16 protein-coding genes are annotated in these 22,060 nt (G+C 72.1%); 11 read left to right on the forward strand and 5 right to left on the reverse strand.

All coding sequences use genetic code 11. The features are described from left to right. Positions 1-4: 4 nt before the first annotated feature. The 5 genes from ACWCWD_RS35435 to hydA all read left to right on the forward strand — a co-directional run bounded on the left by ACWCWD_RS35435 (position 5) and on the right by hydA (position 5,854). The gene (locus tag ACWCWD_RS35435; protein WP_450779510.1) at positions 5-385 is read left to right on the forward strand and encodes a PPOX class F420-dependent oxidoreductase; all 381 of its coding nucleotides are present in this window, start codon (positions 5-7) and stop codon (positions 383-385) included. A gap of 154 nt (positions 386-539) precedes the next feature. Continuing rightward, entirely contained in the window at positions 540-1,949 is a 1,410-nt protein-coding gene (locus ACWCWD_RS35440; RefSeq protein ID WP_450779511.1) for a hypothetical protein, read from the forward strand. A gap of 220 nt (positions 1,950-2,169) precedes the next feature. Beyond that, entirely contained in the window at positions 2,170-3,012 is an 843-nt protein-coding gene (locus tag ACWCWD_RS35445; protein ID WP_390965657.1) for a nitrilase-related carbon-nitrogen hydrolase, read from the forward strand. Next, the gene (locus ACWCWD_RS35450; RefSeq protein ID WP_450779514.1) at positions 3,009-4,292 is read left to right on the forward strand and encodes an aspartate aminotransferase family protein; all 1,284 of its coding nucleotides are present in this window, start codon (positions 3,009-3,011) and stop codon (positions 4,290-4,292) included. Before ACWCWD_RS35445 ends, ACWCWD_RS35450 begins: the two co-directional genes overlap by 4 nt. A gap of 164 nt (positions 4,293-4,456) precedes the next feature. Continuing rightward, positions 4,457-5,854, forward strand: a complete 1,398-nt coding sequence (gene hydA, locus ACWCWD_RS35455; RefSeq protein ID WP_450779516.1) for a dihydropyrimidinase — start codon at positions 4,457-4,459, stop codon at positions 5,852-5,854. Between the two features lie 104 nt (positions 5,855-5,958). Here the strand turns inward: hydA and ACWCWD_RS35460 are convergent, their stop codons facing one another. Genes ACWCWD_RS35460 through ACWCWD_RS35470 form a run of 3 tightly spaced genes read right to left on the reverse strand, consistent with a single transcriptional unit; the run spans position 5,959 to position 9,920 of the window. Continuing rightward, a complete protein-coding gene (locus ACWCWD_RS35460) occupies positions 5,959-8,025 on the reverse strand; it encodes an iron ABC transporter permease (RefSeq protein WP_450779518.1) in 2,067 nt (688 codons plus the stop codon). Positions 8,026-8,031: 6 nt separating this feature from the next. Next, a complete protein-coding gene (locus tag ACWCWD_RS35465; RefSeq protein ID WP_450779520.1) occupies positions 8,032-9,024 on the reverse strand; it encodes an ABC transporter substrate-binding protein in 993 nt (330 codons plus the stop codon). Further along, positions 9,021-9,920, reverse strand: a complete 900-nt coding sequence (locus tag ACWCWD_RS35470) for an ABC transporter ATP-binding protein (RefSeq protein WP_450779522.1) — start codon at positions 9,918-9,920, stop codon at positions 9,021-9,023. Before ACWCWD_RS35470 ends, ACWCWD_RS35465 begins: the two co-directional genes overlap by 4 nt. 416 nt (positions 9,921-10,336) lie before the next feature. On the opposite strand from ACWCWD_RS35470, the gene ACWCWD_RS35475 reads away from it, so the two are divergent. Then, positions 10,337-11,284: an endonuclease/exonuclease/phosphatase family protein gene (locus ACWCWD_RS35475; protein ID WP_450779524.1), complete on the forward strand. Its 948-nt coding sequence runs from the start codon at positions 10,337-10,339 to the stop codon at positions 11,282-11,284. 151 nt (positions 11,285-11,435) lie between these two features. Here ACWCWD_RS35475 and nadE read toward each other — a convergent pair whose 3' ends face one another. Both nadE and ACWCWD_RS35485 read right to left on the reverse strand, forming a co-directional pair. Beyond that, positions 11,436-12,278 (reverse strand): ammonia-dependent NAD(+) synthetase, encoded by an 843-nt coding sequence (gene nadE / locus ACWCWD_RS35480; RefSeq protein ID WP_450779526.1) that lies wholly within the window; start codon positions 12,276-12,278, stop codon positions 11,436-11,438. Between the two features lie 146 nt (positions 12,279-12,424). Further along, on the reverse strand, positions 12,425-13,414 hold the full coding sequence (locus tag ACWCWD_RS35485; protein WP_450779528.1) for an ArsR/SmtB family transcription factor: 990 nt from the start codon (positions 13,412-13,414) through the stop codon (positions 12,425-12,427). Positions 13,415-13,863: 449 nt separating this feature from the next. On the opposite strand from ACWCWD_RS35485, the gene ACWCWD_RS35490 reads away from it, so the two are divergent. The 5 genes from ACWCWD_RS35490 to ACWCWD_RS35510 all read left to right on the forward strand — a co-directional run bounded on the left by ACWCWD_RS35490 (position 13,864) and on the right by ACWCWD_RS35510 (position 22,021). Beyond that, positions 13,864-15,192 (forward strand): hypothetical protein, encoded by a 1,329-nt coding sequence (locus ACWCWD_RS35490; RefSeq protein ID WP_450779530.1) that lies wholly within the window; start codon positions 13,864-13,866, stop codon positions 15,190-15,192. A gap of 320 nt (positions 15,193-15,512) precedes the next feature. Further along, entirely contained in the window at positions 15,513-16,514 is a 1,002-nt protein-coding gene (locus ACWCWD_RS35495) for a TIGR03842 family LLM class F420-dependent oxidoreductase (protein ID WP_450779532.1), read from the forward strand. Positions 16,515-16,694: 180 nt separating this feature from the next. Continuing rightward, on the forward strand, positions 16,695-18,287 hold the full coding sequence (locus ACWCWD_RS35500; RefSeq protein ID WP_450779534.1) for an NCS1 family nucleobase:cation symporter-1: 1,593 nt from the start codon (positions 16,695-16,697) through the stop codon (positions 18,285-18,287). Between the two features lie 164 nt (positions 18,288-18,451). After that, positions 18,452-20,674 (forward strand): NADP-dependent isocitrate dehydrogenase, encoded by a 2,223-nt coding sequence (locus tag ACWCWD_RS35505; RefSeq protein WP_450779535.1) that lies wholly within the window; start codon positions 18,452-18,454, stop codon positions 20,672-20,674. 318 nt (positions 20,675-20,992) lie between these two features. Beyond that, a complete protein-coding gene (locus tag ACWCWD_RS35510) occupies positions 20,993-22,021 on the forward strand; it encodes an LLM class flavin-dependent oxidoreductase (protein ID WP_450779537.1) in 1,029 nt (342 codons plus the stop codon). The last annotated feature ends 39 nt before the right edge of the window (positions 22,022-22,060 follow it).

The raw sequence follows: 22,060 nt of genomic DNA on the forward strand, positions 1-22,060 counted from the left end.
GGGTGTGACTCTCCAGGACTTCGCCCGCAGCGAGTACGTCAGCCTGACCACCTACCGCAAGGACGGCACCCCCGTCGCCACCCCCGTATGGGCCGCGGCCGACGGCGGAACGCTCTACGTCTGGACCCGCTCCGACTCGTGGAAGGTGAAGCGGCTGCGCCGCACCCCCCGGGTCCGCGTCACGGTCTGCGACGTCAAGGGCCGGATCGCCGAAGGCGCGCCCAGTGCGGAGGGGGTCGCCCGGCTCGTCGAGGGGGCGGACATGGCGACCGTACGCAAGGCGCTGTCCCGCAAGTACACCTGGAAGTTCTGGCTGGTCGACTGGCCGGCCATGGTCGTGCGGCTCGGGAAGCGGCCCCACACGGGCATCGCCGTGACGTTCTGAGGGGTGTGCGGCCCGGCGTGCGCGCCCGCGTCGTCGTGCGGTTCGCGCTCCCGGTGCCTCGAAGTCGAAAAGTGGGCGTAGCCGCGCCGTAACACGTCTGCGGTCGAATGCGAGCTGACTGGAGGGTTCCAGCCGAGGGCCGACGAGGGCGGCGATGACGGTGCATCAGCAAGTGGTCGAAGTGGACGTGTTCGCGCGGTTCCTGGGGGAGCTCGCCGCCCGTCTGGACCCCGGCAGCGGTTGGTACGGGGTCTTCACCCGACGCGATCCCGCCGGGATGCGGGCCTGCTTCGAGGGGGTCGAGATCCCGCCCTGGGACGTGGTCGAGTCGCTCCTCCAGGATCTGGCCGCCTCCTACGGTACGCGGCACGCCGAACAGGAGTCCGTGCGCGCCGCCTCGCTCTACGCGGCCTCGGCGGCGGCCCACGACCGGCGCCCGGGCGGACGCCAGGAGCTGCACCAGCGGCTGGAGTTGATGGCCCGCGAGCAGGAGGAGGCGGCCCGGCGGGTCCGCGCGGCGGAGGCGGGCGGCGCACAGCCCGACCGGCAGGCGCTCGCCTGGGCCCAGGACGACCACCGGCGCGCCTCCGCGCGGTGCGCCGAACTCCGCAGCCGCCTCGGTGCGATCACGGCCCCGCGCAACTGGTTCCGGGAGGAGGCGAGCCCGCACGAGGAGGCCACCGGACCCGCCGTACGGGAACGCGGTGCGGCGACGAACGCCCGTACGGGGCAAGCCGGTTCGCCGAACACCGTGCCCGCACCGCGCAACCCCGCAGCTCCCGCGTCCACTGCCCCCGCGCCTGCCCCCGCGTCCCCCGCCCCCGCGCCGAAGCCCGTGCGCGGGAAGCCGAGGGGTGCCCGGTTCGCCGGTCTGGAGGCCGACGACGGGGCCGGGCCCGCGCCCTCGGTGCTCCCGCTGCTGCCCTCCGCCGCGCCGTCCGCCCCGAAGCCCCGGGGGGCCCGTTTCGGCGGGGCCGCCCGCGAGGCGGAGGAGAGCGCCGAGGCGTCGGGACCGGCCCCGGCTGCCGATCCGGCGGCGGTGCGGGCGGCGGCCGGCGTGGTCGCGCTGCTCCTGGCGATGCGCGCGGAGGGGCGTACGGGAGAGGCGTACGCCGTGCTCTGCGAGGCGGCCGCCTGGCCGGCCGGGCGACTGCCGGTACTGGCCGTCGCGCTGGGGCTCGCCGGCCTCGACGCCGACTGGGCCACCCTGTTGTGGGAGGTGTCCTCACTGCCGCCCGCCGGGCTGGCGGCGGCGGTCGGCGCCCTCGCGGAGGCCGGGCGCGACGAGGACTGCGGGCACCTTCTGCGGCAGGGCGCCTCCCGTACGGCCGAGGAGATCGCCGACGCGGCGGTCGCGCTGGACCTGGCGGGCCGCGAGGCCGAGGCGGAGGAGCTGCTGGGCGCGTTCGTCCGTGTCAGGTCCCCGCACGAGGCCGCGCGGATCGCCGGGGCGGGGCCGGCCCATCTCGTGCCGCAACTGCTCGCGGCGGCCCGACGGGTGTCGGCGGCCCGGGAGTGGGACCTGGTGCACGCCCTGCGGGTCGCGGGCGTCGCCGATGTGTGACGCGCCGTCACACATGGCCCGTTCGGGCCCGTACGGGCTGATTCCGGCGTGTCCCGGCGGGGTTGCGCACCCCTCGGGCGCGAAACGTGATCGACTCGGCCGGTTCACGGCGACGGTCTTGCCCCGCCGTGGGGAGGGGCTTACGTTCTCCTCCTACCTTCCGTGTCCACCCGCGTAGAAAACGCGTAGAGGCTCTGACGTCGCGTCGAAGGAGCAGCTCATGTCCCACGTCGTTCGCGCCGCACTCGTCCAGGCGACCTGGACCGGCGACACCGAATCCATGATCGCCAAACATGAGGAGCACGCGCGCGAGGCCGCCCGGCAGGGGGCGAAGATCATCGGGTTCCAGGAGGTGTTCAACGCCCCGTACTTCTGCCAGGTGCAGGAGCCGGAGCACTACCGCTGGGCCGAACCCGTGCCGGACGGTCCCACGGTCTCCCGGATGCAGGACCTGGCCCGCGAGACCGGCATGGTCGTCGTGGTGCCCGTCTTCGAGATCGAGCAGTCGGGCTTCTACTACAACACCGCCGCGGTGATCGACGCCGACGGTTCGTACCTCGGCAAGTACCGCAAGCACCACATCCCGCAGGTCAAGGGGTTCTGGGAGAAGTACTACTTCAAGCCCGGGAACGCAGGCTGGCCCGTCTTCGACACGGCGGTCGGCAAGGTGGGCGTCTACATCTGCTACGACCGGCACTTCCCCGAGGGGTGGCGCCAACTCGGACTCAACGGAGCGCAGTTGGTGTACAACCCGTCCGCCACCTCGCGCGGACTCTCCAGCTACCTCTGGCAGTTGGAGCAGCCCGCATCGGCAGTCGCCAACGAGTACTTCATCGCCGCGATCAACCGGGTCGGCCGGGAGGAGTACGGCGACAACGACTTCTACGGCACGAGCTACTTCGTCGACCCGCGCGGCCGGTTCGTCGGCGAGGTCGCCAGCGACAAGGAGGAGGAACTCCTCGTCAGAGACCTGGACTTCGACCTCATCGAGGAGGTCCGCAATCAATGGGCCTTCTACCGCGACCGCCGTCCGGACGCCTACGACGGGCTGGTGGAGCCGTGACGAACCTGCACGCGCGCCACCGCGCCGTCAGCCCCGACTGGCTCACCCTCTACTACGAGCGGCCCCTGGAGATCACCCACGGCGAGGGGCGCCACGTCTGGGACGCGGACGGCAACCGCTACCTGGACTTCTTCGGCGGCATCCTCACCACGATGACCGCGCACGCGCTCCCCGAAGTGACGAAGGCGATCAGCGAGCAGGCCGGGCGGATCGTCCACTCCTCCACCCTCTACCTCAACCGCCCGCTGGTGGACCTCGCCGAGCGCGTCGCCACCCTCTCCGGCATCCCCGACGCGCGCGTCTTCTTCACCACCTCCGGCACCGAGGCCAACGACACGGCCCTGCTGCTCGCCACCACGTTCCGGGGGTCCAACCAGATCCTCGCGATGCGCAACAGCTACCACGGCAGATCGTTCTCGACGGTCTCCGTCACCGGCAACCGGGGCTGGTCGCCCACCAGTCTCTCCCCGCTCCAGACGCTGTACGTACACGGCGGAGTGCGTACCCGGGGACCGTACGCGGAGCTGACCGACGCCGAGTTCACCGCCGCGTGCGTGCGCGACCTGGAGGACCTGCTCGGGCACACCCGCGGGCCCGCCGCGCTCATCGCCGAGCCGGTCCAGGGGGTCGGCGGCTTCACCTCGCCGCCGGACGGCCTCTACGCCGCCTTCCGCGAGGTGCTCGACCGGCACGGCGTGCTGTGGATCTCCGACGAGGTGCAGACCGGCTGGGGCCGGACCGGCGACCACTTCTGGGGCTGGCAGGCGCACGCGGAGAACGGCCCGCCGGACATCCTCACCTTCGCCAAGGGCATCGGCAACGGCATGTCCATCGGCGGAGTGGTGGCCCGCTCCGAGGTGATGAACTGCCTGGACGCCAACTCCATCTCGACGTTCGGCGGCTCACCCGTCACCATGGCGGCCGGCCTCGCCAACCTCACGTACCTCCTCGACCACGACCTCCAGGGCAACGCCCGCCGGGTCGGCGGGCTCCTCATCGAACGCCTGCGGGCCCTCGCCGTCCGCGTGCCCTCGGTACGCGAGGTACGCGGCCGCGGGCTCATGATCGGGATCGAACTGGCCGAGCCCGGCACCGACCGGGCGAACCCGGAGGCCGCCGCGGCCGTCCTGGAAGCGGCGCGCGAAGGCGGGCTGCTCATCGGCAAGGGCGGCGGGCACAACACCAGCGTGCTGCGGATCGCCCCGCCGCTCTCGCTCTCCGTCGCCGAGGCGGAGGAGGGCGCGTCGATCCTGGGCGAGGCCCTGCGCGCGGCCGGCTGAACACAGGGCGGCGGGCCGGGAGACGACCCGCCGCCCTCTTCGGAGGGCGCGCACCGCGCCGCCCACCCCAGGAGGCCGCGGGTCTCGCCGCTTCCCTTCTTCACCACGCACCGGGTCCCGTCCCCGTGGGTCTGGTCCCTTCCCGGCACAGCGAGGAGAGGCATATGAGCCGCACCGTGATCCACGGCGGTCTGGTCGTCACCGCGTCCGACGAGATCCACGCCGATGTGCTGATCGAGGGGGGCCGGGTCGTCGCGCTCGCCGCCCACGGCAGCGACACGGCCGAGGGCTGGACCGGGCGGAGGATCGACGCCACCGGGAAGTACGTCATCCCGGGCGGGGTGGACGCCCACACCCACATGGAGATGCCGTTCGGCGGCACGTACGCCTCCGACACCTTCGAGACCGGAACCCTGGCCGCCGTCTGGGGCGGCACCACGACCATCGTGGACTTCGCCATCCAGTCCAAGGGCGGTTCGCTCAAGGCCGGACTCGACGCCTGGCACGAGAAGGCCGAGGGGAAGTGCGCGATCGACTACGGCTTCCACATGATCATGTCCGACGTGAACGCCTCCTCGCTCAAAGAGATGGACCAGCTCGTCTCGGCCGGCGTCACCTCGTTCAAGCTCTTCACCGCCTACCCGGGGGTCTTCTACTCCGACGACGGCCAGATCCTGAGGGCCATGCAGCGCGCGGGTTCCAACGGCGGACTGGTGATGGCCCACGCCGAGAACGGCCTCGCCATCGACGTACTGGTCGAACAGGCGCTCGCCCGAGGTGAACGGGACCCCCGGTACCACGGCGAGGTCCGCAAGGCGCTGCTCGAAGCGGAGGCCACCCACCGGGTCATCAAGCTCAGCCAGGTGGCCGGGGCGCCCCTCTACGTCGTCCACGTATCCGCGCAGGAAGCCCTCGCCGAGATCGCACGCGCCCGGGACGAGGGCCACCCGGTGTTCGGCGAGACCTGTCCGCAGTACCTCTTCCTGTCGACGGACAACCTCGCCGAACCCGACTTCGAAGGCGCCAAGTACGTCTGCTCCACCCCGCTGCGCCCGAAGGAGCACCAGGCGGCGCTCTGGCGCGGGCTGCGGACCAACGACCTCCAGGTCGTCTCCACCGACCACTGCCCGTTCTGCTTCAAGGGGCAGAAGGAGCTGGGGCGCGACGACTTCAGCAAGATCCCCAACGGCATGCCCGGCGTGGAGAACCGCATGGACCTGCTCCACCAGGCCGTCGTCGACGGCCACATCGGACTCCGCCGCTGGATCGAGATCGCCTGCGCCACCCCGGCCCGGATGTTCGGGCTGTACCCGAAGAAGGGCACCATCGCCCCCGGCTCCGACGCCGACATCGTCATCTACGACCCGCACGCCGAGCAGACGATCTCGGCCGCGACCCACCACATGAACGTCGACTACTCGGCGTACGAGGGCAAGCGCCTGACGGGCCGGGTGGAGACGGTGATCTCGCGCGGTGTCCCGGTGATCGACAACCACACGTACGTCGGACACGCCGGCCACGGTACCTATCTGCCGCGCGGGATCTGCCAGTTCGCCCACTGAGAGCGGCCCGGACGCAGGAACGCCACGCAGGCCCGCAGGCCCGCACGCACGAAGCCCCGCCCGGACGTGGTGTCCGGGCGGGGCTTCCGACGTACGTACGCGGGTCAGCGGCGGGTACGGACCAGCAGGTACAGGAAGTACGGGGCGCCGATGACGGCCGTCATCAGGCCCGCTCCCAGCTGCGCCGGGGCGATCACCGTACGGCCGGCCATGTCCGCGAGGCAGACCAGGACCGCGCCGAGCAGCACCGCGACCGGGACGACCCGTGCGTGCCGCCGGCCCACCAGCGCACGCGCCGCGTGCGGGGCGACCAGGCCGACGAAGCCGATGAGACCGGCCGCCGCGACGGCGCTCGCCGCCAGCAGCACCGACATCACGAGGAAACCGAGGCGCGCCCGGGTGAGGTGCAGCCCGAGGAGCCTCGGGGTGTTCTCGTCCAGTGCGACGAGATCCAGCTCCCGGCGGCGTACCACCGACCACACCAGGCCCACCGCGAGCACCACCGCGACCGGCAGCACGTCGGGCCAGTTCCGGCCGTAGGTGGAGCCGGACAGCCAGGTCAGGGCCCGTGTCGTGTCGAACGGGTCGCTGAGCACGATGACCAGACTGATCAGCGCCGTGGTGGTGGCGAACACCCCCATCCCGAGCAGGACCAGCCGGTTCTGCCCGAAACCGCCCCGCGCCGCCAGCCCGAAGACCAGCCCGGACGCGACCGCCGCCCCGGCGAACGCCGCTCCGGCGATCAGCCAGGAGCTCGCCGCCGTCACGGTGGTGACGATCAGTACGGCTCCGAGGCCGGCCCCGCCGGTGACACCGAGGATGCCCGGCTCGGCGAGCGGGTTGCGGGTCACCGCCTGCACCTGGGTGCCGGACAGGGCCAGCGCCGCGCCCGCGAGGAGGGCCGCGACGACACGGGGAACCCGGGTGTCGAGCACGTACGTGACGACCCGCCCGGACTTGCCCTGCGCCCAGTTCACGACGTCCCCGAGCAGCAGCTTCGCGTCACCGACGAGCACCGCCACGACGACCACGCCGACCAGCACGACGACGAGCGCGACCACGGTGACCAGGTACGCCGTCCGGCCGGGTATCCGCAAACGGTCCGGTGCCTCGGCCGAGGCCGTGTCCCGGGTACGGAGCGCCATCACGACCAGGAAGACCCCGCCGACCACCGTCGTGACGACGCCCGTGGGCACCTCCACGGCGAGATCGGCGGGCACGAGAGCCCGCAGCAGCACGTCCGCGCCGAGGATGAGAGCGGCGCCCATCAGACCGGCGACGGGCATCTGGACGCGGAACCGTACGAGCCCGCGGAACCGGCGGGCCAGGGGACGTACCAGAGCGGGGGCGCAGAGGCCGACGAACCCGATCGGGCCGGCGAGCGTGACGGCCGCCGCGGAGAGCAGCGTGGCGAGCACGACCGCGGTGATACGGGTGCCCCGCACCGGCACGCCCAGCCCCCGCGCCGCGTCGTCGCCCAGACCGAGCGCGTCGACCCGGCGCGCGACGAGCAGCAGCCCGACGAGCCCCACCACGACGAAGGGGACCATCTGCTGGACGCCGTCGAACCCGTTCTGCCCGATGCCGCCCTGCCCCCACCGGTAGAGACCCTCGGTCCGCTGGGGGAAGAGCAGCAGCAGCGCCTCGGTCACCGCGTTCAGACCCAGCATCAGCGCACTGCCGGCCAGGACCAGACGGACCGTCCCCTTGCCGAGCCCGGAGAGCCCGAGCACCACGGCCGCGGCGGCCAGCCCGCCGACGAACGCGGCGCCGGAGGAGGCGAGGAACGGCAGCGAGACGCCGGTGACGGCGACCACGCCGAGCGCCAGGTACGAACCGGCGTTCACCGCCAGGGTGTCCGGCGCGGCGAGGACGTTGCGGCTGACGGCCTGGAGGGCGGTACCGGCCGCGCCGAGTGCCAGCCCGACGAGGATGCCGGCGACCATGCGCGGCAGCCGGGAGGCGATGACCACGGAGGAGTCCCCGGCGTCGGCCCGGCCGAGAACCGCGTCCCAGACCTGCGAGGCGCCGACGTCGGCGGTGCCCTGGGTGATGTCGACGACGGCGAGGACCAGGACGAGCAGCACGAGCCCGGCTGTCACCGCGACCGCGCCCGTCGTGACCGCGGCGGTGCGGTCACGGCCGACCGCGGTGTTGTCGATGACGGCCACGGCGCGCTACTTCTTCGTCAGGGCGTCGACGAGGGAGTCGGCGTACGCCTCCATCGAGCGGGGGCCGCCGAACATCCAGACACCGTCGGGCAGCCGGTGCACATTGCCGTCCTTGACGAACGGGAGCGACTTCCAGACCGCGTTCTTCGAGAGGTTGTCGGCGAACGCGTCACCGTCCACGTCGTTGGCGACGTAGGTGAAGTGGACGTCACCGAGCTTGGTGAGACCCTCGACATCGGTGGTCGCGAGGCCGTAGGCCTTGTCGCCCTCGACGGTCCAGGCGTTCTTCAGACCGAGCTGCTCGTTGACCGCGCCCAGCAGGGACTTGCCGGTGAAGGCGCGGACGGAGACCTGGTTGGCGTCGACGTATCCGTCGGCGGAGGCGATCGAGGCGCCGCCGAGACCGGCGTCCTCCAGGGCCTTCTTGTTCTTGGCGATGTTCGCCTCGTACTCGTCCTTCACCGTCTCGGCCTCGGCGGTCTTGCCGGTGGCCTGGGCTATGAGGTCGAGGCCCTTGGTCATCGTGCCGACCTGGTCGGCACCGTCGGCGGAGGTCACCTGGATGACCGGGGCGACCTTGCGCAGCTGCGCCACGACGTCGGGGGAGAGGTCGTCGGTGGCGACCACGAGGTCCGGCGCGAGGGCCGCGACCGTGTCCATGCTCGGCTCGCCTCGGGTGCCGATGTCCTTCGGGTTCCCGGTGAGCGGGGCCGCGGTGTTCCACGCGGCGTACCCCTTCACGTCCGCCACACCCACGGGAGCGACGCCCAGGGTCACCAGGTCCTCGATGACGTTCCACTCGGTGGCGACGACCTTGGTCGCGGGCCCGTCGAGGGTCACCTTCGTGCCGGTGGCATCGGTGACGGTGATCTTCTGCGAGGCGGGCTTCGCGGAGGCCGAGGCGGCGGAGTCGTCCGTGGACGGCTCCGAGGTGCCGCAGGCGGTCAGCGAGAGGGCGGCGACGGCGACGGTGGCCGCGGCGATGAGGTGACGCTTCATGAGGAGGTGCTGAGCCTTTCGGATCTGGAGTGGTGGCGGCCCATCGCGCGGGTGCGCAGCCTGCCGGTCGACGGATCGGTGTCGACGTCGATACGGATGCCGTAGACGTCGGACAGCAGTTCCGGTGTGAACACGTCCTCGGGCGCGCCGTCGGCGACGACGCGTCCCGCGTGGAGCAGGGCGACCCGGTCGGCGACGGACGCCGCCTGGTCGAGGTCGTGGAGGACGACACCCACGGCGATGCCGTGGAGGTCGGCGAGATCGCGCATCAGGTCGAGGAGTTCGACCTGGTAGCGGAGGTCGAGGTAGGTGGTCGGCTCGTCCAGGAGCAGGACGCCCGTCTCCTGCGCCAGGCAGCTCGCCAGCCACACGCGCTGGAGCTGCCCGCCGGAGAGCTGTTCGACGCCCCGCCCGGCGAGGTCCTCGACGCCGGTGAGGGCGAGGGCGCGGTCCACCGCGGCGGAGCCGTCCGGGTCCGGACGGCCCCAGCGGCCCCGGTGCGGATAGCGGCCGAACTCGACCACGTCCCGCACGCTGAGGCCGCCCGGAGTGGACCGGGACTGCGTCAGCAGCGCGACGCACCGCGCGAATTCACGGGCACCGAGCGCGAAGCCGTCGGTGGCCCCGTCGGTGCCGGCGTCCACGGTGAGCGAGCCGCTGCGCGCGTTCTGGAGCCGGGCGAGAGTACGCAGCAGCGTCGACTTGCCGCTGCCGTTGGGACCCACCAGCGCGGTCACCTCGGCAGGCCGCAGAGCGAGGCTCGCCGCGTGCACGACGTCCGTACGGCCGTAGGCCACGGTCACCGCGTCCGCGGACAGTCCGTGACCGCGCGTCTGTGGCACGCCGACGGCCGAAGAGGCGTACGCCGTGCCGGAAATGCTCTCACCAGCTTTCATGCGGCTTAGGTTAGCCTGCCCTTAGATGAGGGGGAACATCACCCCTGGTCACAAGATGGCGACGATGGAACAGCTTCCCGCCGGCGCTCCCACGACGATGGAACAGCCCCCGCGGGCGCTCCCCACGGGGACGGCCTCGCTCCGACGGGGGCAGCCTTCTGGGCCGTGAGGTGGAAGTCCCGCCTGCCCGGCGACACCTGGCACGCACGCACGCACGCTCGCCGCGTGGTCGGGGTCGCCCGATACAGCCGGTACCGGGGCGATTCTCCGCCGTGCGGTCGCACGCGCCGGACGCCGCCGGACTCGCCCTCCGGGTGGACGGCGCTACTCTCGCGACACGCTTTAGGATCGCCACCGTGCCGGCGCAGTGCGGCGTCCGGCCGCCGAGCGGCCGGACGCAAAGAGGGGGACTGACGATGCGACTTCACGACATTCGACGACGAGGCACCCGATTCGTGCTCGCGGGAGCACTGGCCGCGGTGCTGTCGCCGGCGGGGGTGGCGGCACAGGCGGAGGCGGCGACGCCTCATACGTACACGGTGTGGCAGTGGAACGTGGCGGGGAACACCATCCACGACGGTTCCACCACCGACGGCATGGTGGATCAGGCTGCCGCGTCCATCGTGAACCGGGCGGCCGACTTCGCCGGGTTCAACGAATTGTGCAGGGGGCAGTACGACGCCCTGGTGACCGCGCTGCGCGCCAAGGGCTGGCCCGCGGACACGCAGAACTTCGCGCGCTTCGAACCGAGCCGCGCGGCGGGCAACTCCTCGGTGTGCAACGGCGAGCAGTTCGGCAACGCGCTGTTCAGCAAGCAGCCGCTGGGCACCGCGGCCCGTATCGCGCTGCCGGACGACGGCTCGGCCGAGAAGCGCAACCTGCTGTGCGCGCCGCTGGCCGCCACCCCCGCGATCCGGTTCTGTACGACGCACATCACCACGAACCAGTCGTTCAACGTGGCCCAGTTGGATGCCGTGCGGCAGAAACTGGAGGCCTACCACTCCGCGGGCGAGACGGTCCTGATCTCGGGCGACTTCAACGCCCAGCCGCACTACGGCCGGCTGAACCCGTTCTACGCGCCGAGCCTCGACGTGCCGAACAACGGCAACAACACCGGCGCGTACCGGGAGCTCGACGACAACGACGCGGGCAACTGCCTCGGGTACGGGGAGTGGACGGCGGACGGCACCCCCGGCGCGGCACCGCCGTGCGGGGGCAACGCGAAGATCGACCTGATCTTCGTCCGTGAAAGCGCGTTGGCCGGCTCGTACAGCGAGGACTCACTCGCCATCTCCACGTCCTGCACGGGCGTCGCGGCCTGCTCGGACCACCGGATCGTCGTCGGCACGGCGACCGTCGCCTGACGGCTGTCCCGATCGGGCCGGACCGTCCGGACCGAAGGCGCGCGTCCCCGGCCCCGCGGCTGTTCCGCAGGGCCGGGGGCGGCGACCGCCGCCGATCGGCGCGCACGCGTCCCGGAGGCGTGCGCGCCGATCCGGGCCGTGTCCGCTGCGGTCAGTTCTTCCACCAGTCGTCGAGCGGGGTGGCCGGGACGGTGCGCTTGTGCCGCGACGCCAGGTAGATCGACTCCAGCCTCGCCGCGACCCCGGGGGCGACCTCCGCGCCCTCCAGGTAGTCGTCGATCTCCGAGTACTTCAGGCCGAGCGCCACCTCGTCCGGCAGTGCGGGGCGGCCGTCCTCCAGGTCCGCCGTCGGCACCTTCTCCCAGGCGCTCTGCGGTGCGCCCAACTCCCGCAGCAGTGCCGCGCCCTGACGCTTGGTCAGTCCGGTGAGCGGGGTGAGGTCGACCCCTCCGTCGCCGTACTTGGTGAAGAAGCCGGTCACCGCCTCGGCCGCGTGGTCGGTGCCCACGACGAGCAGCCCCAGCTGCCCGGCGAGCGCGTACTGGATCACCATGCGCTCGCGGGCCTTGACGTTGCCGCGTACGAAGTCCCGCAGCTCCGGTTCGCCTTCCGGCAGCTGGGCCAGCGCGACCGCGACCTCGCCGGCCACGGTGTCGGCGCCCGGCTTGACGTTCACCGCGACCGACCGGTCCGGGCGGATGAACTCCAGCGCGATCTGCGCGTCGTGCTCGTCGGCCTGCACGCCGTACGGCAGGCGCACCGCGAGGAAGGTGGCCTCGTGCCCCTCGGCCCGCAGCTCCTCGGCCGCGAGCTGGCACAACTTGCCGGTCAGCGTGGAGTCCTGCCCGCCGCTGATCCCGAGCACATAGCCCTTGGCCGGGGTCGACCGCAGGTAGTCCTTGAGGAAATCGATCCGCTGCCGGATCTCCACCTTCGGTTCCACTGCCGCCTTGACGCCGAGGTCGGCGATAATCTGCTCCCTGAGGGTCACCATTCCCGTACTGTACTGGCCGCTTTGTTACAGGGAGAAGTCGGCACGGTCGAGCCGCACCGTCATCCCGCCCGGTTGTTCCGCAGGTCACAGGGGTGGCGTCGCGAACCGGGGGGCGGTGTGGGGCATTGCCCGGGGCCGCCCTGGTCTCACCGCAGCGCTCCCTCCAGTACCGCCCGCCCCAGCCGGGTCCGGTGGTGGAGCACCCGTACGCCCTGGCGCTGGGAGAGGAGCAGTCCCGCCTCCCGCAGGACGGTGGCGTGCCTGCTGGCGGTCGACGGGGCGAGCCGGAGCGCCGCGGCGAGGTCCATGGTGGTCATCGGGCGGTCCAGCATCCGCAGCAGTTCGGCGCGCGAGGCGCCGATGAGCTGCGCCGCCGGGGCGTCGCCGCCGTGGTGCCGGCGTTCGAGCCAGCCCGGCGCGGGGGAGAGCGGGTGGACGAGAACCGGGGGCAGCTCCTCGTCCACCAGGGTGATGGGGGAGCGGACGCAGAAGAAGGCCGGGAGGAGGGTCAACGCCCTTCCCCGTAAAGCAAGTTCGCGGTCGCGTGGGTACGGGGCGCGCAGTTCGCGGTCCCGGTAGCGCCAGCCGGGCAGCTCGTCGTACCCGGTGAGAAGGCCCTCCGCGCCATGGGTGAGGACGGCTTCGGCGCGGGCGGTCCGGTCGGCCGCCGCCTGCTCGCGGATCGCGTCGAGGTAGGGCGCGACGGCCACCCGGTGGTAGGCGCGCAGGGTGGCGGCGAGGTGGTGCAGGGCCCGGGGGCAGCCGTCGGCCAGGGGGCGTACGGCTGCCGGGACGGGCCGGCCGGTGTGCGCGTACAGCCGGGTGAGTTCGGCGCGGAGGCGGCGCCGGGGGGTGGAGAGCAGCCGTTCGAGGCCGGCGTCGAGATCGGTGTCCCCGCGGCCGGGTGTCAGGAAGTCGGGGAAGTACGAGCGGTCCGGGCAGAGCCGGAACAGGGCGCGGGTCGCGGGGGCGAGCCCGGAGCTCCGCAGGGCCTCGGCCACCTCGCGGCGCCACGCCCCGAACACGAGGGGTGCCTGGCGGTTCTGGAGCAGATGCAGGCTCAGTGCCGTTTCCCAGAGCGGGTCCACGTCGGGGGCGAGACGCAGGCGGGCCAGCTCCTGGTGCGTGAACTCCACCCGTAGCACGGCGCACCCCCGGCGGTCACGGGCGTTCGGCGGCACTCGCCCGGGCGGAACTCTACGCGCATTGCAGATCTGACGCATGCATGTCAGGGGAGGTGGAAGGTAGCGGGAGCCCCGCCCCGGCGGCAAGGGTGCGAGGGCCTCCTTCGACCAGGAACGAATGGCTTGCGCGACGCCCGGGGCCGCACCACCGTGGCGGTCACGTGTCATGTCGTCACCAGGTCGTCGGCCCGGTGCGCCCGGGGCCCGCAGGAGGTGCCGCCCCGGGTTCCGGCCGACGGCCCGGTCGCCGGTGTCCGCGTCCGTCGTCCCCCGGAACCACCAGCACCAACAGCACCACCGGCCCACCTTTTTTGGCACCACCCTCTTTTCGGCACCACCCTCCCGGGCGTACCCACCGCCCGCGAGTCCTTCCCCGCCCCCCACCGAGAAGGAGGCGCACCGTGCGCCGTGACCCGAGACCCCGCCCCGCCGCCCTGCCCGTGCCCGTACGCCGCGTACCGGGACCCCGCCGCGTCGCGTCCCTCGTCCGCCGAGGGCCGGCCGCCGCCGTCTCCCTGCTGGCCGTCGCCGCTCTCTCGCTCGCCGCCGGCCCCGCCGCCGCCCGCGACGCAGCCCCCGGGGACGCCCCGCTCGGCAGCGTCAGCTGGCGGGCGGACCTCTCCGCCCCCACCGGGGACGAGACCAACGTCAGCCGCGCCGACGGCACCCTGCGCCTCCGTGACCGGAACGTGCGGCCCGCCTCCGCGCGCACCCCGCGCGGCCAGGGCGCGGTCCTCCTCCCCGTACGCCAACTCGACCGCGCCGTCGACCGGATCACCCCGGACGTGGACGTCACCCTCCCCGCCGGATCGCAGGTCGTGGTCGACGTGCGCGGGCAGGACGGTCTCGGCCGGTGGACCGAATGGCGGGAGGCGAGCGAGGCCGCCCCCGCCGTGCTGCCCCGGGCCGTCACCCGGGTGCAGACCCGGATCGTGCTGGTCGCCGCCCCCGACGGTGCCGCGCCGAGCCTCCGCGCCCTGTCCCTGAGCGCCGAACTCGACCCCGACGCGCCCCGGTCCGTCACGGCGGCGGCGTCCGTCACGTCCACCGTGTACGCGACCCGCGAGGGACTGGTGGGCGGCACCACCGCCAACGGGCACGTGATCGTCGCCAGCGACCACTTCGTGGCGCTGCCGTCCCGGCGTGGGCTCTCCCCGAAGGGCAGCACCCAGTACTCGGTCAAGGTCTGCGGACCCGCCCGCTGCGAGACGGCCCCGGTGTGGGACGTCGGCCCGTGGAACACCAAGGACGACTACTGGAACCTCTCCTCCACCCGCGAGTCCTTCAAGGACCTCCCGCAGGGCAAGCCCGAGGCGCAGGCCGCCTATCTGGAGGGGTACAACGGCGGTCTGGACGGGTCCGGCCGCAAGGTGCTCAACCCGGCCGGCATCGACCTCGCCGACGGAACCTTCTACAACATCGGCCTGAACAACAACGGCTACGTCACCGTCGAGTACCTCTGGACCGGCGCAGGCGCCGCGACCAAGTCCTTCCCGACCTGGGGCACCGACGTCAACATCCGCCAGCAGGCCACCAGCACCTCCACCCGGGTCGCCCAGCTCGCCGGACCCACGACCGTACGGGTGCAGTGCCAGGTGCACGGACAGCTCGTCCAGTCCGGCGGTTACAGCAACGACGCCTGGTCCTACCTGCCGGACTACGGCGGCTACATCTCCAACATCTACATCGACAACGCCGCCAGCTGGCTCCCCGGCGTCCCGAACTGCTGAGTGCGCGCGGGTGGTGCGGTACGTACCGCACCACCCGCACGTACCGCACCGGGTGACGGCACCTCCCGAGCCCCTCTTCCCAAGGTGCCGAAAGCGGTCCAGAATCATCGCTCCGCGACTCGCGTCCGAGGCGCCGTCGTACAGGGTTCGGCACGGTCCGATATGGAAGGATTCCGCCGGAGAACGTCACTCGTGGGCGCGTGCCCGCGGTGCCCCTGTCGGGCGAACCAGCCTGCAACGGACGGAATTTCACCGGCCGGGGCGGCCGCGGCCGTCCGCCCCGCGCGCCACCTTTCGCGCACTGGACCAGGAGCAGCGACATGGACTTCGGACTCGTACTCCAGACCGACCCGCCCGCCTCGTCCGTCGTCGGCCTGATGCGCCGCGCCGAACGCAACGGATTCCGGTACGGCTGGACCTTCGACTCGGCGGTGCTCTGGCAGGAGCCCTTCGTCATCTACAGCCGCATCCTCGAACACACCGAGCGGCTGATCGTCGGCCCGATGGTCACCAACCCCGGCACCCGCACCTGGGAGGTCACCGCCTCCACCTTCGCCACCCTCAACGACATGTACGGCAACCGGACCGTCTGCGGCATCGGCCGGGGCGACTCCGCGATGCGGGTCGCGGGACGCCGGCCCAACACCCTCGCCCGGCTCGGCGAGGCCATCGACGTCATCCGCGACCTCGCCGAGGGGCGCGAGGCGTCCGTCGACGGGCAGCGGATCCGCATCCCGTGGGTGAAGGACGGCCGGCTGCCGGTGTGGATGGCCGCGTACGGGCCCAAGGCGCTGGCCCTCGCCGGGCAGAAGGCCGACGGGTTCATCCTCCAGCTCGCGGACCCGTTCCTCACCGAGTGGATGATCAAGGCGGTACGGAAGGCCGCGGCGGACGCGGGCCGCGACCCGGACTCCGTCACCATCTGCGTCGCCGCCCCGGCCTACGTGGGCGACGACCTCGACCACGCGCGCGAGCAGTGCCGCTGGTTCGGCGGCATGGTCGGCAACCACGTCGCCGACCTGGTCTCCCGGTACGGCGAGCACTCCGGCCTGGTGCCCGAGGCCCTCACCGCGTACATCGCCGGCCGCTCCGGCTACGACTACAGCCACCACGGCCGCAGCGACAACCCGGACACCGCCTTCGTCCCGGACGAGATCGTCGACCGGTTCTGCCTCCTCGGCCCCGCAGAGGCGCACATCGAGAAGCTCCGGGCCCTGCGCGACCTCGGCGTCGACCAGTTCGCCGTCTACGACATGCACGACGCCCGCGAGGCCACCATCGACGCTTACGGATCGACGGTCATCCCCGCCCTCGCCGACTGACCCCTGCGGCAGTCGACCGACCCTGCCCCGGCCGACCGCCCGTCCGCCCCGGCGGGACACCCCGCCCGCACCGCACCCCCGCACCGGCTGTACGTACGTCCCGGGCCCGGCACCGCAGCCCGGCCCGGGGTCCCGTTCGCGCCCCGCACGGCACCACTCCCGAGCGAAGGGTCCAGCCGCATGACAGCAACCACCCCGCCCACCCCACCGACGCCGCCCACTCCACCGACCCCGCCCGTTCCGCCGCCGTCGCCCGCGCCGCCGGGCGAGGCGCCCGCGAGCGCCGGGGCCGACCTCTCCGGGCGGGTCGCCCTGGCCCCGGGGGAGGTGCCCGGCCACCCGTCCTTCGTCAACGAGGACCTGCTCCCCGTCCCCCTGGAACGGCGCACCTGGACCACGTACAACTTCGCCGCCCTCTGGATCGGGATGGCGCACAACATCCCGTCCTGGCTGCTCGCCTCCGGGCTCGTCGCCCTCGGCATGGACTGGAAGCAGGCCGTCCTCACCATCGCGCTGGCCAACGTGATCGTGCTGCTGCCGATGCTGCTGACCGGGCACGCGGGGCCCAAGTACGGCATCCCGTTCCCCGTGCTGGCCCGCGCCTCGTTCGGGCTGCGCGGCGCCAACCTGCCGGCCCTGATCCGGGCGGCCGTCGCCTGCGCGTGGTTCGGCATCCAGACCTGGATCGGCGGGGTCGGCGTCTTCACGCTGCTCGGCAAGATCTTCGGCGGCTGGGCCGACGCCTCCACCGTCGGCGGCCAGCCGTGGACGCTCTGGCTCTGCTTCGTTCTCTTCTGGGCCCTCGAACTCGCCATCATCTACCGGGGCATGGAGACCCTGCGCCGGTTCGAGAGCTGGGCCGCGCCCTTCGTGATCGTCGGCGCGGTCGTGCTGCTGATCTGGATCGCGGTGAAGGCCGGCGGGTTCGGGCCGCTGCTGGACCAGCCCTCCGAGCTCGGCTGGGGGAGCGACTTCTGGCCGGTCTTCTTCCCGTCCCTGATGGGCATGATCGGCTTCTGGTCCACCCTCTCCCTCAACATCCCCGACTTCACCCGCTTCGGCGCGGGCCAGAGCGCCCAGGTCCGGGGGCAGACCCTCGGCCTGCCGACCACCATGACGTTCTTCGCCCTGCTGTCCGTCCTCGTCACCTCCGGCTCGCAGGCGGTGTACGGGGAGACGATCTGGGACCCGGTCCAGCTGGTCTCGAAGACCGACAACGTCTTCGGGCTTCTCTTCGGCCTGGTGACCGTGCTCGTCGCCACCCTCTCCGTGAACATCGCGGCCAACGTCGTCTCGCCCGCGTACGACCTCGCCAACGTCGTACCGAAGCTGATCAGCTTCCGTACCGGGGCGCTCGTCACCGGTGTCGTCGGCGTGCTGATGATGCCGTGGAAGCTCACCGAGACGCCCGAGCTGTACATCTACACCTGGCTCGGCCTGGTGGGCGGCCTGCTCGGTACCGTGGCGGGCATCCTCATCGCCGACTACTGGTACGTCCGCCGCACGGTGCTCGACCTGCCGGACCTGTACAAGCCGGGCGGGCGCTACTGGTACGTGGGCGGATGGAACTGGAGGGCCGTCGCCGCCTTCCTCGTCGGCGGCCTCCTCGCGGTCGGCGGATCGCACTCCGCACCCGGCGCGGGCCCCTTCCCCGAGGACGGGATCGTGCCCTTCCTCAAGCCCCTCGCCGACTACGGCTGGGCGGTCGGCCTCGCCTCGTCGCTCGTGCTGTACGCCCTGCTCAGCGGCGTGAAGACCGCCCGCGAGGCCTGACCGGGAACATCCGCCGGAGGCCGGGTCCGATCCACGGGACCCGGCCTCCGCCACGGGGCGGACCGGGGCGTGAGCGCGCGGGTACGGGGTCCCTTGTGGAGACCGGACCGGTCACGAGATATCTTGATGTCAAGCAATGTTGCAGACGTGGAGCGGAGCACCCGGTGACTGACTCGACCATCATCTATACGCACACCGACGAGGCCCCTGCCCTGGCGACGTACTCGTTCCTGCCCGTCGTCGAGGCCTACGCCTCGACCGCCGGTGTCACGGTCGAGCGCCGCGACATCTCCCTCGCGGGCCGGATCATCGCCAGCTTCCCGGAGCGCCTCACGGCCGACCAGCGTATCGATGACGCGCTTGCCGAGCTGGGCGAGCTGGCCAAGACGCCGGGCGCCAACATCATCAAGCTGCCGAACATCTCGGCCTCGATCCCGCAGCTCAAGGCCGCCGTGGCCGAGCTCCAGGCGCAGGGCTACGCCCTCCCGGACTACCCGGACGACCCGCAGACCGACGAGGACAAGGACGTCCGCGCCCGGTACGACAAGGTCAAGGGCAGCGCGGTCAACCCCGTCCTGCGCGAGGGCAACTCCGACCGCCGCGCCCCCGCGTCGGTCAAGAACTACGCCAAGGCCCACCCGCACCGCATGGGCGCCTGGACGGCCGACTCGAAGACGAACGTCGCGACCATGGGCGTCGACGACTTCCGCTCCACCGAGAAGTCCGCCGTGATCGCCGAGGACGGCTCGCTCCGCATCGAGCTCGTCGGTGACGACGGCTCCACCACCGTGCTGCGCGAGTCGGTCCCGGTCCTGGCCGGCGAGGTCGTCGACGCCGCCGTCATGCGCGTCGCCGCGCTGCGCGAGTTCTTCACCGCGCAGGTCGCCCGCGCCAAGTCCGAGGGCGTCCTCTTCTCGGTGCACCTCAAGGCCACCATGATGAAGGTCTCCGACCCGATCATCTTCGGCCACGTCGTCCGCGCCTTCTTCCCGAACACCTTCGCCAAGTACGGCGACGTGCTCGCGGCGGCCGGCCTCACCCCGAACGACGGCCTCGGCGGCATCCTGAAGGGCCTGGACTCCCTGCCCGAGGGCGGCGCCGAGATCAAGGCATCCTTCGAGGCCGAGCTCGCCGAGGGCCCGGCCCTCGCGATGGTCGACTCCGACAAGGGCATCACCAACCTGCACGTCCCCAGCGACGTCATCGTCGACGCCTCCATGCCGGCCATGATCCGCACCTCCGGCCACATGTGGGGCCCGGACGGCAACGAGGCCGACACCCTCGCCGTGCTGCCCGACAGCAGCTACGCCGGTGTCTACCAGGTCGTCATCGACGACTGCCGCGCCAACGGCGCCTACAACCCGTCGACCATGGGCTCCGTGCCGAACGTCGGTCTGATGGCGCAGAAGGCCGAGGAGTACGGCAGCCACGACAAGACCTTCGAGATCCCGGTCACCGGCACCGTCCGCGTGGTCGGCGCCTCGGGCGACGTCGTCCTGGAGCAGGCCGTCGGCGCCGGCGACATCTTCCGCATGTGCCAGACCAAGGACCTGCCGATCCAGGACTGGGTCAAGCTGGCCGTCACCCGCGCCCGCGCCACCGGCGTCCCGGCCGTCTTCTGGCTGGACGAGACCCGCGCGCACGACGCCAACCTCATCGCCAAGGTGAAGACGTACCTCGCCGACCACGACACGGACGGCCTGGACATCTCGATCAAGTCGCCGGAGGAGGCCACCGCCTTCTCGCTGGAGCGCATCCGCCGCGGCGAGGACACCATCTCGGTGACCGGCAACGTCCTCCGTGACTACCTCACGGACCTCTTCCCGATCCTGGAGCTGGGCACCAGCGCCAAGATGCTCTCCGTGGTCCCGCTGATGAACGGCGGCGGCCTCTTCGAGACGGGCGCCGGCGGCTCGGCCCCGAAGCACGTCCAGCAGCTCGTCAAGGAGGACTACCTCCGCTGGGACAGCCTCGGTGAGTTCCTCGCCCTGGCCGTCAGCTTCGAGCACCTCGCGCAGACCACCGGCAACGCCCGCGCCCAGGTCCTCGCCGACACCCTGGACCGCGCCACCGGCACGTTCCTGAACGAGGACAAGTCCCCGAGCCGCAAGCTCGGCGGCATCGACAACCGCGGCAGCCACTTCTTCCTCTCCCTGTACTGGGCGCAGGAGCTGGCCGCGCAGACCGACGACGCGCAGCTCGCCGAGGCCTTCGCGCCGCTGGCCAAGACCCTCACCGAGCAGGCGGACACCATCGTCGCCGAGCTGAACGCGGTGCAGGGCTCCCCGGTCGACATCGGCGGCTACTACCAGCCCGACCCGGAGAAGGCCGCCGCCGTCATGCGCCCCTCGGCGACCTTCAACCAGGCGATCGCGACCCTCGCCTGATCCGGTTGCCCGGGTGAGCGCGCGCACGTGAGAACTCGTACCTGAGTGCCCGTACCCGAGTGCTCGTACCTGAGTGCCCGTACCTGAGTGCTCGTACCTGAGTGCCCGTACCCGAGTGCCCGCACCGCCCACCGCATGTACGCCTCCGCCCCGGCCAGGGTCACCCGGCCGGGGCGGAGGCGTGTCCGGGACCGCGCGGCCACCGGGACGGCGGACCGATCCCGCAACACTGCCGCCATCTTTCACCCGGCCCCGCCTGCCAGAATGAGCACGGCTCGGCCGCCCGGCAGGAAGCCGTGAACGACGACGGAGGAACGTGTGCCGCCCACCTCGAAACCGCTGCGCAAGCTCGGGTTCCTCACGATCGGCCTGTTCGACGGCGCGGACCCGCGCCCCGGTCACGAGTCGACCCTGCGCATCATCGAGCTGGGTGAGCAACTCGGCTTCGACAGCGCCTGGGTGAGACACCGTCACCTCCAGTACGGCATCTCCTCCCCGATGGCCGTCCTGGCGGCGGCCACCCAGCGCACCAGCCGCATCCACCTCGGTACCGCCGTCATCCCGCTCGGCTGGGAGAACCCGCTCCGCCTCGCCGAGGACCTGGCGACCGTGGACATCCTCTCCGGGGGCCGCCTGGAGCCGGGCGTCAGCGTGGGACCGCCGATGCACTTCGACCGGGTCAAGGACGCCCTCTACCCGGACACGGCCGCCGACGAGGACTTCAGCCACGAACGGGTGAGCCGGCTGCTCGACCTCGTACGCGGAGAACGGGCCACCGCCTTCAGCGGCACCGAGGGGATCGAGGTGTTCTCGGACCGCGTCGAACCCCACGCCCCGGGCCTCCGCGACCGCATGTGGTACGGCGCCGGCAGCCTCCGGTCCGCCCGGTGGGCCGGCGAGAACGGGATGAACCTGCTGACGAGCAGCGTGGTGAAGGCGGAGGACGCCGGTGCGTCACCGGACTTCGCCGAGATCCAGCTCTCCCACATCCGGACCTTCCGCGCCCACCACCCCGACGGCGACCGGGCCCGCGTCTCCCAGGGGCTCGTGGTCATCCCCACCGACTCCGCCACCCCCGCGCAGCGCGCCAAGTACGAGGAGTACGCCCGGAGCCGGGCACCCCGCACCACCGCCCCGCAGGGACCCGCGCGCATGATGTTCGCCCCCGACCTCGTGGGCACCTCGGAGCAACTCGCCGAGCAACTCCACGCCCACGCCGCGTTCCGGGAGGTCGACGAGGTCGCCTTCGCCCTGCCGTTCAGCTTCGAGCACGAGGACTACGTCCAGATCCTCCACGACACGGCGGCCGTCCTCGGGCCCGCGCTGGGGTGGAAGCCGGCGGGGTGAGGCGTCGCGGGAGCCCTGCGAGCGCCTTCGCGGGCGGCA

The sequence above is a fragment of the Streptomyces sp. NPDC001493 genome, assembly GCF_053597235.1.